The organism is Pseudoalteromonas sp. MMG012 (assembly GCF_018100875.1).
Taxonomy (GTDB): Bacteria; Pseudomonadota; Gammaproteobacteria; order Enterobacterales; family Alteromonadaceae; genus Pseudoalteromonas; species Pseudoalteromonas aurantia.
The window spans coordinates 50,640-66,450 of sequence record NZ_JAGJEF010000014.1 but is presented as its reverse complement, the minus strand read 5'-3'; the positions used below and the strand labels follow the sequence as shown (position 1 = coordinate 66,450).

11 protein-coding genes are annotated in these 15,811 nt (G+C 39.0%); 6 read left to right on the top strand and 5 right to left on the bottom strand.

The window, feature by feature from the left end; all coding sequences use genetic code 11:
• Position 1: 1 nt before the first annotated feature.
• Positions 2-1,447, bottom strand: a complete 1,446-nt coding sequence (locus J8L97_RS07245; protein WP_211048441.1) for a chitinase — start codon at positions 1,445-1,447, stop codon at positions 2-4.
• 286 nt (positions 1,448-1,733) lie between these two features.
• Between J8L97_RS07245 and J8L97_RS07240 the strand changes: the two genes are divergently transcribed.
• The 5 genes from J8L97_RS07240 to J8L97_RS07220 all read left to right on the top strand — a co-directional run bounded on the left by J8L97_RS07240 (position 1,734) and on the right by J8L97_RS07220 (position 7,164).
• The gene (locus J8L97_RS07240; RefSeq protein ID WP_211048439.1) at positions 1,734-2,291 is read left to right on the top strand and encodes a GNAT family N-acetyltransferase; all 558 of its coding nucleotides are present in this window, start codon (positions 1,734-1,736) and stop codon (positions 2,289-2,291) included.
• Positions 2,292-2,306: 15 nt separating this feature from the next.
• Positions 2,307-3,641 (top strand): FAD-binding oxidoreductase, encoded by a 1,335-nt coding sequence (locus tag J8L97_RS07235; RefSeq protein WP_211048437.1) that lies wholly within the window; start codon positions 2,307-2,309, stop codon positions 3,639-3,641.
• Positions 3,642-3,901: 260 nt separating this feature from the next.
• On the top strand, positions 3,902-5,029 hold the full coding sequence (locus J8L97_RS07230; protein WP_247688568.1) for a PAS domain-containing sensor histidine kinase: 1,128 nt from the start codon (positions 3,902-3,904) through the stop codon (positions 5,027-5,029).
• Entirely contained in the window at positions 5,019-5,435 is a 417-nt protein-coding gene (locus J8L97_RS07225) for a response regulator (protein WP_210995186.1), read from the top strand. Before J8L97_RS07230 ends, J8L97_RS07225 begins: the two co-directional genes overlap by 11 nt.
• Positions 5,436-5,442: 7 nt before the next feature.
• The gene (locus J8L97_RS07220) at positions 5,443-7,164 is read left to right on the top strand and encodes a bifunctional diguanylate cyclase/phosphodiesterase (RefSeq protein WP_211048435.1); all 1,722 of its coding nucleotides are present in this window, start codon (positions 5,443-5,445) and stop codon (positions 7,162-7,164) included.
• Here J8L97_RS07220 and J8L97_RS07215 read toward each other — a convergent pair.
• Positions 7,148-10,114 carry a diguanylate cyclase domain-containing protein gene (locus tag J8L97_RS07215; protein ID WP_211048433.1) on the bottom strand — a complete coding sequence of 989 codons (2,967 nt, stop codon included), beginning with the start codon at positions 10,112-10,114 and terminating at the stop codon, positions 7,148-7,150. The genes J8L97_RS07220 and J8L97_RS07215 overlap by 17 nt on opposite strands.
• A 212-nt stretch (positions 10,115-10,326) precedes the next feature.
• Here J8L97_RS07215 and J8L97_RS07210 point away from each other — a divergent pair, with 212 nt between their 5' ends.
• Positions 10,327-11,373: a hypothetical protein gene (locus tag J8L97_RS07210; protein ID WP_211048431.1), complete on the top strand. Its 1,047-nt coding sequence runs from the start codon at positions 10,327-10,329 to the stop codon at positions 11,371-11,373.
• 266 nt (positions 11,374-11,639) lie between these two features.
• Here J8L97_RS07210 and J8L97_RS07205 read toward each other — a convergent pair whose 3' ends face one another.
• From J8L97_RS07205 to J8L97_RS07195, 3 genes are read right to left on the bottom strand one after another with little or no spacing between them, the layout of a single operon-like run.
• Positions 11,640-12,323: a polyphosphate polymerase domain-containing protein gene (locus J8L97_RS07205; protein ID WP_210995182.1), complete on the bottom strand. Its 684-nt coding sequence runs from the start codon at positions 12,321-12,323 to the stop codon at positions 11,640-11,642.
• On the bottom strand, positions 12,320-14,953 hold the full coding sequence (locus J8L97_RS07200) for a CotH kinase family protein (RefSeq protein ID WP_211048428.1): 2,634 nt from the start codon (positions 14,951-14,953) through the stop codon (positions 12,320-12,322). The genes J8L97_RS07205 and J8L97_RS07200 overlap by 4 nt, the downstream gene beginning before the upstream one ends.
• A gap of 2 nt (positions 14,954-14,955) precedes the next feature.
• The gene (locus tag J8L97_RS07195; protein ID WP_192509724.1) at positions 14,956-15,687 is read right to left on the bottom strand and encodes a DUF4956 domain-containing protein; all 732 of its coding nucleotides are present in this window, start codon (positions 15,685-15,687) and stop codon (positions 14,956-14,958) included.
• Positions 15,688-15,811: the final 124 nt, after the last annotated feature.

Sequence of the window (15,811 nt, the reverse complement as noted above, 5' to 3'; positions counted from 1 at the left end):
CTTAAGGAATTGCTTTAATAAACTTCCAAGGACCTTTATTTCGCTCAGGTATATTTCCTTTGGTCCACCACTTGGCCTCATAAATTGCTTTTTCGTGACTGACCTGCTCACCTTTTAGGTATACCTTATTTACGTTCCAAGCTGCAACACCGTCAACAGGCGGGACATCTACAGGGGGCTCGATATGCGGCACTACTCGTACTTCTGGCCAGCCTATATGCGACCCATAATAATTAGTAACACACTTATTATAATCACCTGCTTTTAACGCAGAATAAGCAGTTTGATATCCAACGAGTTTACACTCAAACGAGAAGCCTCCAGGCCTATCGGCATGATAAGTCCAGTTTCCATCCCAGTTAGTAAACAATACATCCGTCGCACCATCTAAATTCAAGCTGCCATACGGCATTTGCTGCCAACAGGTGTTTTCTTCATCCGTTTCGATAGGAATATTATAATGGTTTGCTAACCCTTCCCAATAACGAATACGGTTGACTGGCTGCCCTTTATTTTTATTTTGTTCACCACATTCAATGCCGCCATTGATAACATTGATGGTAGTACCAAACCCATAGCCAATCCCAGCAGCAAGCTCTCTTTGCGAAGGAGTCCAAGTTCGGTCGATTACATGCAACATCGCAGGCTTTGGAGCTTGAGGGGTTAAGAAAAACCATACCGCAGAAGCCAAGTTTAGCCATGAATAAGCTACCAAACCTGGATTATTCAGTAATACGGTTGCATCTCCGTCATACATCACTTCAGAAAAAGCCCCGTAGTTAAAATGGTACGATAACTGCTTTGCGCCTCGTCCAAAGTAACCTTGACCCTGTGCGCAGGGCCAACGTTGATTTTGCCAATCATTTTGGCCACAACCTGTAGTATAACCCGGCTGCCCTTCTGACCACCCCATCTCTCTGACATGCACAAGTGCTTGCTGCCATTCTTCCAGTCCTTGAGGGTTATCTGACACATTATCTTTTGCTATATGGCCGCCAGTTTCTTGAGCAAAGTGGGCAAATGCAGTTACAATGGACTTTTCACATATTTTGTCTGCATCTCTACCATCTGTGTAATCTCCACAAAATGCAGGGAACTTACCTATCGCTCTTAAAAATCGAGTATATGTGTATTCAGGCGCTGCCATTGCGGTTAAAAAGTCCCACTGTGATTGCGGGAATACGCGTTCTACACGTTTAACATTCACTGGGTTTCCAGCCCGATTTGGCACAATTGCTTCTACGATATCATTGCTTCTCGTTTCAAGCGCTTTCGCCCAAACATCGTACATAGGATCGATTGTTAGTCTGTTTTCAGCTGAGGTTAATTCTGTACCAGAGACAATATAACCCGTCGGATTTTGTGGATCAGGTTTGATTGTCATAGCGTGCGTATTTGTTGCCACTGCTATATTTACAGCCAAAGCCGTTAAAATTAATTTATGCATTTTTTTATTTCCCTTTTGTCATGTTGTTTTGCATGTACCCAACTTGAGAAAGACACAAGCAATTTACATTATTAACACAATGACATCGCTGTCAATAAGCCAATATCATTGTGTATGATAAGAAAGACCTACCAAAAGGGACCAGAACTGTTAAAAAATCGTGTAATCAGCTGATTCAGTTATAAAAATTAAAAATTAAAAAAATTCACAAATATCATAAATTTATTAAAGATTTATTATTCATTTAGCAGTATGGTTAATAAATGCAGTTTGAAGGGTCCTAATTATGATCATTACTCCAATCACACATAAACACTATGAAGACGTGATCACATTGGCAAACTTAGTCCATGGAGAAAACTATTTAGATCGGCTGGGACTAGAAAAGATGTGTGATATGGGAACTAAGCACGGTATCAATGCCTGCTTCGTCGCACTCGATAACAATGAGCAATTACTTGGCTTTAGAACCAGCTATTCAGCACAACAGTGGACAATTGATAAATGGTGCACCCCCAAAGAATGGCCGGTTTTACCCTCTCAAATGGCTTATTTTAAATGTATTGCCGTTTCACCGACTGCGCAAGGACAAGGGATTGGACCGAAACTACTCCAAGCATCAATAAACGCACTGCGCCAACAAGGAGCTCTTGCGGGTGTTGCACATTTGTGGAAACAAAGCCCAGGTAATGGGGCAATTAAGTACTTCACAAAAGCAGGAGGGCAACTTGTCGCAGTTCACGATGAAAGATGGCTAGAGAATTGTCTCGTTGACAACTATTATTGCACTATTTGCGGTAACCAATGTCAATGTCAAGCGGCTGAAATGACTTTACTGTTTTAATTAGTATATAGAAATATGCCAAAGTATTATGATCCGCTCACTCATGCCAATTGCCAAGGTCAGCCTTTTGCGCAAAGTTATTGGACAAGTACGATATCTCTTCCTGATGCATTATCACCTCCTACAACGCCACAAACATTTGAAGTTGCCATTGTTGGAGGCGGCTTTAGTGGTTTACTCACCGCTTACTATTTAGCATCGCACTACAATATTAGCTGCTGTGTTCTAGAAGCCAATCAAGTTGGTTTTGGTGCAAGTGGCCGAAATGCGGGGTTTGTTTTGAAAGGAGCAGGTCGATTGAGCTACCCACACATTGCTAAAAAATGGGGAATGCAAACATGTAAAGATATTTATAGTGAATATTCTAATGCTGTTTCGCGCGTTGCCAGTCTAATAAATCAACACGCTATACAATGTGATAAGCAACAAAATGGCTACCTAAAAGTTGCGCATAATATCAAAGCCATGCAAAACCTCAATGAGCAAGCCCTGTTTATGCAAAAATTAGGGGATTCTGCCGAGTTTTTAACATCATCCCAACTACAAAACCACTACATGCGTAATGTGCAAGCCTACGGCGCAATGCGATTGACCGATGGATTTGGTGTTAATCCACTCAAATTGGTACTGGGGTATAGAGAAATGGCACTAAACGCAGGTGTGAAAATTTACGAGCATAGTTTGGTACAAGATACCAAAAAACAAAATAAGTCATACACGCTCTATATTAATGACATCTCAATTACCGCGAAGAATATTATCTATACAGGTAACGCATACAATAATAAGCTCACACATTCTGACATCAATAATCGTTATCTGCCAATTCTCAGCAGCATCATGGTCACCCGAGCGCTGACAGAAAGTGAGCTTGCTCAAACAGGTTTAAAAACACATCAAGTCACTATGGATACCCGGACACTGAAGTATTATTATCGCCTTTTACCCGATAACCGAATACTATTTGGTGGACGCGGCGCTGTTTTTGCGGCGCAACAGCATGACTCTAAATATTTGAATGGCCTTAAAAAAGGACTAGCAGCTTGCTTCCCATGCCTTAAAAATATTGACCACGATTACTATTGGAGTGGATTTATAGCTGCCACGTTTGATGACATGCCTCATGTATACTTTAATCAAAACATTGGCTATATTCTAGGGTATTGCGGTGCTGGGGTGAGCTTCAGTGCACAAGCTGCATTTCGGCTCGCACAACAAATTGCTGGATACCACCCCCCTAATTTACCTATGTATAAAACACCTGTCCCCTATTTTCCATTTCCGCAATTTAGGCGGTTCAGTCAAATGGCCTATTATCAATATGCTTCATTGCTTGACTCTATTAAGTAGCCTGCTTCACTTAATTCGAGCGAAGTCTTTTACTACAAAAAACACACCCATTACTTATGATTCCTAAACAATAGAAATAGCTATCATTCCGAGTCTCTTTTAGCTATTGATCTACTGTTCATTCCGACAACATGCCATCTGTCGCATTTTCACATAATTATCATCGTACATTTTTGAGTTTTAATAAAAACTGGCTATACATAAAGATAGAGCGCGTAAACTCGATATTCTAGACTCTTTTAACTCTAAGGAATTGAGGTATGGAAGAAAAGACAGAATTAACATCCACATTACTTGATATGACACCTTACGACCAAAACGAGTTTAATGACCTCTTATTTGAGAATATACCGGGCTATGCATTTGTCAAAGATGAACACTATAAAATCGTGAAAGCCAACGCCGCCTTTCTTTCTATGTATCCGGAAAACTCTAGGGATAAAGTGATTGGTTATACCACTGTTGAAGACTACCAACCTGATGAAGCAGAGCAATTTCTAGCTATGGATAAAAAAGCACTTACCGATGGCTATAGTGAAACGATTGAAACAATTAATTTTCCTGACAATAGCGTAAGAACATTGCTAACCCGGAAAAAACGATTTTTAGGCACAGACGGCAGCCCCTATATTTTAGGTATTTGCACAGACATTACTGAAAGAGAACATTTAATAAAGCAATTAAAGAAATCAAATCAAGATTTGGACCAATTTGCTTACATTGCTTCTCATGATCTAAGAGCCCCATTAAATGCCATTGCAAAACTCGTATCATGGATAGATGAAGATTACAAAGATGAATTACCATCCGGCGCTATTGAACATTTTAGTCTAATCAAAAATAGAATTGATAGAATGACTTGCCTCCTTAACGACATGTTAACTTATTCTCGAGTCAACCAAACACCAAGAATTACCGAAGAGTTTTCTCTTAAAGAGCTCGTGTTTGAGCAATTTGAGATGATGAGCGTAGACCATGCTTTTAACGTGACTTGTAAAGATTTAACTATTTCAATGCAAAAAGATGCCATAACGATTGTTTTGCGAAATTTACTCAGTAATGCCATCAAACACCATCATCTCGAAAGCGGTAGTATTGATGTTGATATTTCTGAAAATAGAGGATTTTATACTATTACAGTCAGCGATGATGGACCTGGAATAGACTCGCAGTATCATGCGAAAGTTTTCGAAATGTTTCAAACCTTAAAGCCCAGAGATCAACAAGAAGGTTCTGGCATTGGACTTTCTATCTGTAAAAAGATAGTACGCAATTACGGGGGGATATTTCAATCCGCAATAACGACGTGGGCACATCTTTTATTATTTCATGGCCTTCAGTCTCTGTGCTTAAGCATACTGCCTTTGGAGTGCACGCATGAATCATGATCTTAACGTTTTACTCGTTGAAGACGACGATATTGATTACATGAGTATTGTTCGCAGTTTCAAAAAGCGTAAAATTCTCAACCCCATCACTCGTGCTATTGATGGCGTTCATGCACTTGAATTGCTCCAAACGGAAAAAATTAAAAAGCCGTTTATCATCTTACTTGATTTACAAATGCCACGTATGAATGGCCTTGAATTCTTAGCTGCGGTTAGAGACAACGAACAACTAAGTGACTCCGTTATATTCGTGCTCACGACATCAAGCAATGAGCAAGATATAGTCCAAAGCTATCAAAAACATGTCGCTGGGTATTTTATAAAAGATGATATCAGCACGCAATTTCTAGATGTGATTGATGTACTTGATGGCTATTGGCGAATTCTGAAACTTCCTAAAGCGTAGGTGTTGCATGAATATACTCCTCATTGATGATGATATCGTTGATATAAAATCGATACAACGCTCCATTAGTGCCGAACACAGTGGTTACATGCTCACTGAGGCCAACACTGCAGAGCAGGCACTCAACCTAATCGAAAATGACAATTTTGATGTTATTTTGTTAGACTACATGATGCCTAAAATGAATGGCATTGAAATGTTACTTGAATTAAAGCGTCGATCTTGGCTCAATAAAATGGCTGTGGTGATGATTAGCAATGAGCATTCCGAGTCAATCATCCTCAAAAGTATCGATGCCGGCGCACAAGACTTTTTGTTAAAGTCAGAGGTCACTGCAGGTCAGCTAAAACGTGCTCTATTACAAGCCAAGAAACGCTTTGAATTAGAAAAAAAGCTTGTTGACAGCTATCAGCAAGTGAAAGAACTCGCAGAGAATGACCATTTAACTGGTTTATACAACCGTTATTATTTTGGTGAAGCCCTGCAGCGGTCAATTATTGCAAATCGAACGTACCGTGCAAACTTGGCAGTAATGCAATTAGATTTAGACAACTTCAAAAATATAAACGATAGCTTCGGCCATGATATTGGCAACACATTATTGCAAGAGATGGCAGTACGATTTAAAGGTATTTTAAAGCAAAATGATCTTGTGGCGCGCATTGGTGGTGATGAGTTTGCATTTATTCTCACTTCCTTTAGCTCGCCTTTGTATATTGAACGTATTGCCCAGCGAATTCTCACACTTGTTACTCACCCCGTTATAATTGAGCAACGCCATATTCATGTCACAGGCAGTATAGGTATCGCACTTCATCCCCTTAATGGGCATACCGCTGAAGACCTAATGCGCTATGCAGATATTGCCATGTATCGAGCAAAACAGCTTGGGAAAAATAAAGCCTGTTTATTCGAAGATAATATGGAAAGAGACTTCCAACGAAAGTATCGTATCGAAATAGGATTACGTCACGCCAATGAGCACGGCGATTTGGCCATGCATTATCAACCCATTGTTGATACAAAAACTCGTCAAGTTATTTCATGTGAAGCGTTAATTCGATGGCCAAATGCGAAGATAGCAACTAACCCGCAAGAGTTTATGAATATTGCAGAAGAGTCTAGGCTCATTAATAGCTTAGGTCGCTGGATTATTGAAACAGCCATCATTGAACAAACCACAATAAGCAAAAAATTAGGTTATGAAATCATCATGACCATCAATTTATCTCCGTTACAATTACGCGATCATGATTTGCCTGCATTTATCCAGGATTGCTTAACTAAACACAGCTCAAAAGGTGAGAATATCGTCTTTGAACTCACGGAAACAGCACTGCTAGAATCTGATAACTCTGTCCATCACAGTGTGAGTGCAATCAAAGAACTTGGATGTTTAATTGCCTTAGATGATTTTGGTACCGGATACTCATCGATTTCTCATTTACTCACCTTCCCAATAGATATAGTGAAACTAGACAAATCGCTGCTTGATAAAGTGCACGTACTCCCTAGGCACTATCATATTCTCAAAGGGCTGAGTCATATGCTGCACCAATTACGGATCTCTGTCGTGGCTGAAGGTGTTGAGTCCGCACAACAAGTAGCGATATGTTCTGAATTGAATATTGAGCGAATTCAAGGGTACTATTTTTCGAAGCCCATGGCACAATGTAGTCTATATGTGACAATTCAAGATTTAAACAAACGCGCTAGTAATCTGAACTAACCAACATTATATTACATGGCTTATCAATAAGTTTATTAATTTGTTCGATAGGCAAAGGCTTATAAAAATAGCTCCCCAGTAAATAGTCGCACCCCATCGCTTCTAATAAAGTTGCTTGATATGATGTTGCAACAGTGACTGCCGTGCACTTTAAGTTCACACTTTTAGCTAATTTTATCAGCGTGTAAGCAAGTACTTCATTATGCTGCTCAGTCTCCATTTGTGAGGTTAAACCAGCACCAATCGTGACCGAGTCTAAAGGGACTACATTCAGAAAATCTAACGATATACTGTTGACTCCAAACTCTCTTACATCTAATCGAATATTAAGGTTTTTTAATTTATTTATGGCACTGATTGTTATTTTATTATCATGAAAAAATACAGACTCTTTAAAGCTCAACACAATTTTCTCAACCGCTATATTTAAAGACTCCAAGGTTTGTTCTATCGCTAAATAAAACTCTGAGCTGACCAAGTGCCTATCATCAACTCGAATGGTGATATCTTTTAGTGTCTCTCCCCTTATGCCCGATAATGTTTTATTTAACCCTAAAAACCACTTACGGCTCAATTCAGAAAACACCCTTTGCTTTTGTGCCAAAGTAAATACATCTGCACTTTCACACTGAGGTAACACACTAGAGAAATCATAACCAATAATTACTCCTTGAATGCTGTGATCAACCGCTTTTATCAAAGGTGTAATATAAAATATTTCATTAAAATTAATACTCGGATCTGAAATAAAGTCACTCAATGACATATAATTAAAGGTCTTGATATCTACAGATTGACTATAAAAGCTCAACCTATTGCGACCTTGCGATTTTGAATGGTACATTGCTTCATCTGCATTTTTCAGCAACAATTCGGGTGCTGTCCCATCATCGGGAAACAGACAAACCCCAATACTTACTGAGACCGAAACCGCTTTTTTGTTCACTATAATCGGCTCAGATATTGCTGTATTAAGCTTGTCATACACTTGTGAAATTGCTTGCCTATCAACAACATCATGTAGTAACAATAGAAACTCGTCGCCGCCGATGCGCGCAGCCGTATCACTTGATCTTAGAATAGTATTTAGCTTTTTCCCGATGGTCTGCAAAATGACATCACCAGTATCATGACCGTGCGTGTCATTAATTTGTTTGAAATTGTCCACATCTACGAAAGCAACTGCAAATGCTTGTGGCACCCTAGTGTGCTTACTACATGCTTGATGCAGGCGATCGAGTGCTAACGTTCTATTTGGCAGACCCGTTAATGAGTCATGCTGAGCAAGGTAAGCCATCCTATCATTACTTGCAACCAACTCGGTTACATCCTGAAACACCATTACTACACCTTGTAACTCCCCTTTTGAACTGACAATTGGCGTCGTGGTATCTTGGATACTATATTGTACGCCCGTCTTGCTCACTAATATCGCATCTTGTTCAAACGTATATTTCTTCCGACTATCTAGCACTTGCCTGATCGGACACGGTAACCTGGTGGCGTTATGCCGATCAATTAAATGTATATAATTTTCTGCTGGTTTTTTCAGCATTTCACCTCGACGTACACCGAGTAAACTTTCTGCTATCGGATTGACAAACCGAGTTAAACCATGCACATCAGTAGCAATAACCCCATCACCAATTGACATCAAAGTTGTTTCCAGTAGCTCTCGGTCTTGTGCTAGTTTCTTTGTCAAAGTGATTTCAGTAGTTACGTCTTTAATAACAGCCAAAGAGTTAAAGTATCTTCCTAAATGTAATGACTCCGGCTCCATAACACTGGTTAGTTCTACATCAATACTCATGCCTTTTTTATGCAGGACTTGATAACGAATATTTTCAACTTTACCCAATTTAAAAAACTCAGGAAGAACATAATTAATTGCATACTCTCGTGAGTTAGGTGTTAAAAAATCAATCGCTCTTCGACCTAAAACATCTTTCCTTGTGTAACCTAGTAAATCTAACCACTGCTCACTTACCGCGTTTACAATGCCTTTACTATCAATAGAAAGCATAGCAACTGGCGTATAATCATACATTCGTTTAATCGTTGCATGTGCTGACGTTAATTTAGCGTAAGTATGCCGATAACTTGTCAACGCAGCTGAAAGCAGTGCTGGCGTAATATAGGTGATCAGCATAGGCAGTAGAAACAAAGTTTCAGCGTGTTCACCTTTAGTGATCGTGATGAGGCCAATTGAAACGAAGTATAAACTCACAATACTATTAACTAATATATTAATAGAAACCATACTGAATGGCATGAATAATGCTGAAAGCACCAATGCTAGTGATGTATAAGCGTATGGAAAAGGTAAATATTTTAATGCAACAACATTAATTACAGTAGTCAGTCCAATAAGAAATATTGACTTATGTTCATATTGAGTTTGACCTTGTTTTTTAGTATGACAAATATAGTAACCTAACGGAAAAATAGAAACGGCGCCCAAAACAGTTGCTATTAACTTTGTACTGAAAGCAGAAAACCAAGGTTGGTTTCCTAAATTAACTTCTACGCAGGCAAAAAACAAAGCCCCTAACACACTCGGAATAACAACAACTTTATACAATAATAAAGTAAACTCAAGTACATTATATCCATTAACTTTTTTAAGCATTGCTTGCTTTACTAAAAGCGCAATTAACACCGCTTCTATAATATTGCTGAGCATAGTAATAATCGCGACCATAGAAATCTTGTCAACTAATACATAAAGTAATAAGTTACTACTGAAAATGATTAAGCAATGCTTAATCCAATGGTGGTAGCTTTGTAGGGAGAGTAGCAGTCCAAAAGCCATGTTCGCATACCAAATATCAATACCCACCCGTCCCGTAGATATAAATAGTGATATCGCACTAAACACAAGGAATACCAATACTGAGGTTGTTATCGAATATTTATTAGTCCATTGCTTAAATATCGTTCTAGAGTTCACATCTGCCGCTCCGTGCTCCTGTGATGAATGATGTACCCTAAACTGCTAGCTTCGGTCACCGTTCAAAAAATCACTTGTTATTATATTTATCAGTTATAAGGCTAGCTCAAAGAATGCTTGCTATCAAGCATTAAGCGGCTGTAAAATCGAACTATTCATCGCAAAAACGTCAAGTTATTGGTATTTTGTTGTTTCAATATTAAGGACCCTCGATGATAAAAATAATAAAATTGATGATATTGACTCTGTGTCTGGGAATAACAGGGTGTAAGCCAAACCATATTGCGCAACTTGAAACTCAATTGCAAAATGCGCAAGTAAATAGAGACTTAAATGCTCAGTATAAAGTGCTATCTGAATTAGTTAATTACGGTAGTGATGAATGGAAAATACATCTCGCGAATATCCAAGGCAGCATAGAGCAATTAAATAATGCAAATCAACTCTTAGCCGCAGGCCAAATAATTGAGGCACAACAAGCCGCACACCAAGCTAAACTGTCCAACAATTCAATACAAGTTGATGAAACTTTAAAAAAGTTACAAACTTATGCGCAAGTGTCACACCTTATTGAAGCAGTGCAATCTTACAATGCCTATATACGTGTCAGTCAACTCAAAACATTTTTATCAACTAACGCGTCACGCTGGAAAATCTTAGCATCAAATGAGCTTTATAAATCATTAATTACACATGATGACACCATTTCTCAGGTACTGTCTCAACTCCCAAAGAACACTCGACAAGACCCAATAATAAAGGAGCTAATCACTGCCAGTCAAAATCAGGTTGATCAACTACAAACTACTTTAGACCTATTACTAACAAAGCAGCTTGCCGATTTTTCCACTGCAAGTGTGTCTCAGTTAAATGAGCTTTATACAATAACAAACTATAACCTTAATTTGTTTAGCCCTGCTGTTGTCATTCCGATGATGAAACCAATGATCCGACACACTAAACATACCCTTGCATACTGGGATGAATCTCTAAATAACTCCAGAATAACATTGTCTCGCTTGAACTCTCCGTTAGCCTCCCGTGTAATCGAAGTACGAGATGCTTATTTACAGCTAATCAGCCAAGAAAGTGAATATACGAATTATCACGGAGCGAGTAAAAAAAGTATGAAAATCATTCAATCATTGGCGAAAAACAAAGAAAGGGCACCCGTAACCCACCTTGCCTCAATTCACATTAGTGCCAATATTTTATCTTTCTCACAACAATTGCAAATGTATAGGTATCTGTCACGATGAGGTATTTGAAAATAACTCAGCAAGTATAAACAGACTCTTAGCCGCAGAGAGCATTACCCTTATGATTTTTTAGCCTATGTATATTTAAATATAAGTTCTTTATCTTCTTATATTTAAATTACAACGTAATAACTCTGGTTTTAACCTTCGTTTCAAAGTACTTTTTTAAAAAATCCAGCAAAACTCATTAATGAAACCGATAAGGCCCAAAACAAGCCTTAGTTACCTATTTAAATCCAGCATATATCCTAAAAATATGCGCTCTATTAATACCACGTCAACATGCGTATGCCATTCACGTATTTTGAATGTCGAGAAGGTCTTAGCGGACAACTCCCTACCAACGCCGACAACTGACGTTCATATAACTCGTCTGTTTTGAGCTCCATCAACACATAAGCACCTAAAGATATCTGCTTACGTAAATTCAGACTAGTATGATACCGCTGATCAAACACATGCATATCTTGATCAAATGTCGCCCGTATTCGCCGGCATTTTGACTCAAAGTATTGTCTTTGATAACGACATACTAAAATCGGCATCTGCTCATTACCCCATAGCAGTTGTCCTCGATGGGGCAGCGACTTATGAGCCACGCGCAATATGTCCGGCCACCTCCCTTGCCCATTAGCTAAGTCAAAATCTAATGGAAAAGTTACTTTATACCCTTTCCCTGCTTCTCGGTGTTTAAATTCTAGCTTTGCTTTCTCAGCCTGTACCAAATCATGATACCAACGAATTCGAACTTTCTTGCGAAAACTAATACCACTTAAGTTCTCTTCATATCGCTCCAAATGAGCATCATCTAAATAAAGGCTGTTAACATAACGCTCAGGAAAACTCTCTTCAAACCCAAGTAAATGTGTTTTAAGCCATGCTTGAATATTATGTAGCCGATTTAATGGTATCGGTATCTTAACTTCAAACCGTCTATTTTGTTGCGTCATTTTGGCTTATCCGATTTCATAACTGTTTGATACAACCCTTTAACGCTTAAAGGCTGTGGTGTTATCTGTTTGTCATTTACACTAAGCATACTCCCAATTTGACTCACCATTTTTTGACCACAACCAACATCTTTACAAGTAAATTCTGAAATATCCATTTTAGCAGGCCCAAAATATGGTTTTTTGCTGTAACTCATTAACGCATAGTGATTTACGTTCATTACCGTTAATTTACTTCCTACAATCGTTGAGTCATCCTTTGCTACTAAGGCAAAGTTCACCCGAGAAAACTGACTATCATATACCGCTAATTTACTTCGCTCCCCAGCCGAGATAGCTTTATCACGTATATTAGTAAAATGCGTACCACTTATCTTTAAGTTAGACCCACTCACATCAATTCCATCGCCCCCAGAACGAGCCCCAACATCATTGAAAGCCGAGTTACTCACGCTTCCTGTACAAAAATCACAATCGAATGCATCTGATAAGGCATTTCGTATCGATAACCTCGATATTGTGACATCGCCATTGATGATATTTAGTGCATCCTCTGAGTAATTGTCACTTATTTTTAAGCCATCTATATTAACTTTCCCACCAATAAAATAGGCTGAGCCTCTTGGTTGCCACAAACCTAATTTAGGACTACTTGCATGACTCAATTGGGTATGTGTGATTGATGAACCTAAGCGACTATTTTTATTAAATACTGAAATTCCGGCCCAATATGAGGCATTTTCAGCACGTGTAATGACAATAGGTGCTTCAAGCTCTCCTTTTAACATCACTCCTCCAAATATCATAAGCCCCGAACCTTCGGTAAACGTCAAATGTGTACCTGCGTCAATGACTAAATCAATATCATCTGTAGAGACAATATAGTCATCAATAGTCCAATGACCCGTTTTAATTTTCCAGTGCCCTTCTGCCACTTCAATAAATGGATACTTTTTAAGATTTAAGTGCTGTGTTGGTCTTGGTATAAAGCTCAATGGCTGTATATTCTCTATAAACGTAAACCGTGCTTTCTTTTTACCACTTAAACCCGCAGTCACTTCTACCTGTGTTAACTCCTGCGGTAGTGAAAAGGTCAATTCAGAGCCGGCTGTAAGCATTACCGGTAATTGCGCATTTATATTCTCGAGTGGAAACTGTAAATCAAATTTATTTACACCACTGATCCCCTTTATTTCAAGAGACTGCGAATCCGGATTGCGTATAGTCACCTCAGATATCCCTGAGGATTTAGTAAAACCACTCACCAAGTCCCAACTTCTTTGCGCTACCATACTTGTCATATGTTGATGAAGCGCGCTATCCATCGGTTGAATATTTTGACAAGGCTCATCTAAATACCCATTTTCAATACAATGTAATTGTTTTTCTAGCAATGCTAAATTAAATGTATTTACAAGCGGGGCACTAGTGTGAATGCGTTGCATAAAATGCTGCTGGCGTTGTGACAGTTTTGCCAACAACTCACCACGACTAAATTGCTGTTTTAATGTTTGTAATGCTTGGTTATAGGCATGTTTCACGCGAGGGTCTGCGAGCATTTGTTTACTGATCAAAAAGTCATTTGAAGGTGGCTGCATAAGCCAGTGATGCTCAGCGGGGGTAACAGCTACGTCACTTTGAATTGGCTCTAACTTCGCTGTATGTGGATTGTAATACCAACGCCAATTATTCCACGTTAACGCATGCCATGCCCCCCATACATCAACTGTCGCCAAATATTGCCCTAGCCTTTTTACATCAAAAACATCACTCGCAGTGCGTCTGCCATCAAGAAAGTCGCTCAGCAATGCCAACGCTATTTGTCGCTGTTTACTTAGGCTGGCATTTTTCAGTACCGTGTTTCTTTGAATAACTCGTGGCTTCAATATCCGCTGCAATTGCAAATTTTCTGATGCTGTTTGCTGATGTAAATCTAACCGAACAATCATCCCCTCCGTGCGGTTATTTGTTGCAAGCATATCTTGACTAAACGCTTGCTCAAACATCATTACGCCCCAGTTCTGGCCATTAATTACCACTTTTACAGGCCTATACGTCGGAGTGATGATATCAAAGCCCGCCAGCTTTAACGTTTCAGAAAATAGCATAGGCCCTTGATGTATTCGAACATTAGAGCTCAATAAAGAAAAACGCCTTGCCGAGAATAAAGCCTGCTTCTGTTTCAATTCAACACGCAATGACCAACGATTATATGCCGCCACATGATCTAACATATCGCCTTGAAGCCTAATCGTCGCTTTTAGTTTCTTGTTTTCAAAAAATACACTCCCAGCCACCTCGCTTCTTTGTTCTGGAATTTGCCCGTGCGTAAATGCAGTATCCCGATCTTTCTCAAGCAACAACCAATCTTGGTATTTAATGTCTATTTTTAACAGAGGGTGGTCGCTATCAGCCATAGCCCAATTCAAAGGCGCTCGCACTACATCACTGACTAGCTGCATGGCTTTTTCTTTACTGTCTTGATGTAAAGATACAAAGCCACTTTGAATCAGCAGCGTTTTAACCATATTCACCGATGGCAATAATAAAATCACAATAACGCATAACGCACCTATTAGTGCTAGCTTTTCAGCCTTTGAAGTACGCGCGTGAGTTGAATCTAAACGCATCGCTATACACCTGTAATGTTATGCTGCTCTAACAACGACACATTTATTCCATTATACTGAGATTTCAAGTCATCAACTAACTTGTCAACGTGCTCTGCATTTTTGATTGAAATAAAAAATGTTGCGTCAAATCTATCATTATCAGTATCATATCTCCGCATTTCCATGCGCACGGAGTACCTTTCCAAGGTCGTCTTTAAAGCGTCTAAAGACACGTTTGTTGAAGTACCAGACTCAGGATTTAAATAACTCAAAGACAAAAATAAGCCATTCTCTTCATACGATTTGGCATGACGCTTTTTCGCTAAAGTCACTAGTACCAACGTAACCACACATGCCACAATAGCCGCTAAAGTTTGCCCTGCCCCCAGTGCAACTGCAATTCCAATGTTTAAAAACAAGTAGATAAGCTCTTCAGGTTCTTTTATAGGTGTTCTAAAACGTACAATTGACAAGGCGCCAACTAAACCCAGCGCCAAGGCCAACGATGCCTTAACAACCGTAATAATCAAAATAACGGTTAACATCAATAGTGGAAATAACCTTGAAAAGTCCTGCCGATTACAAAATGCCGAAGAATATTTACGAAAGTGGTAGCCAATAACTGATGCAAGTACAAACCCCAGTAGCAAGTTAAGCAATAACGCCCCCAATTGAACACTCGCATATGGGAAAAACATCGAACGAATATCTTTCGGTAGAAATGCAATTAAAAGTGGGTCTACTGACTCCATAAATATTTCCTTTTTGTTTCTGTTTCTATGAGCTAATACGCTATATTCAGCTCATCGTGTCATGATATGAAACTAAATATATTATTCTAAGCATAGAGCTAACATAGCGAACTGCAAAAATTCT

What these genes read in the sequence shown, in the direction of transcription:
- J8L97_RS07225 (WP_210995186.1), top strand. Translation starts at nt 5,019, where the DNA reads ATGAATCATGATCTTAACGTTTTACTCGTTGAAGACGACGATATTGAT.
- J8L97_RS07240 (WP_211048439.1), top strand. Translation starts at nt 1,734, where the DNA reads ATGATCATTACTCCAATCACACATAAACACTATGAAGACGTGATCACA.
- J8L97_RS07245 (WP_211048441.1), bottom strand. Translation starts at nt 1,447, where the DNA reads ATGCATAAATTAATTTTAACGGCTTTGGCTGTAAATATAGCAGTGGCA.
- J8L97_RS07195 (WP_192509724.1), bottom strand. Translation starts at nt 15,687, where the DNA reads ATGGAGTCAGTAGACCCACTTTTAATTGCATTTCTACCGAAAGATATT.
- J8L97_RS07200 (WP_211048428.1), bottom strand. Translation starts at nt 14,953, where the DNA reads ATGCGTTTAGATTCAACTCACGCGCGTACTTCAAAGGCTGAAAAGCTA.
- J8L97_RS07230 (WP_247688568.1), top strand. Translation starts at nt 3,902, where the DNA reads ATGGAAGAAAAGACAGAATTAACATCCACATTACTTGATATGACACCT.
- J8L97_RS07235 (WP_211048437.1), top strand. Translation starts at nt 2,307, where the DNA reads ATGCCAAAGTATTATGATCCGCTCACTCATGCCAATTGCCAAGGTCAG.
- J8L97_RS07210 (WP_211048431.1), top strand. Translation starts at nt 10,327, where the DNA reads ATGATAAAAATAATAAAATTGATGATATTGACTCTGTGTCTGGGAATA.
- J8L97_RS07205 (WP_210995182.1), bottom strand. Translation starts at nt 12,323, where the DNA reads ATGACGCAACAAAATAGACGGTTTGAAGTTAAGATACCGATACCATTA.
- J8L97_RS07220 (WP_211048435.1), top strand. Translation starts at nt 5,443, where the DNA reads ATGAATATACTCCTCATTGATGATGATATCGTTGATATAAAATCGATA.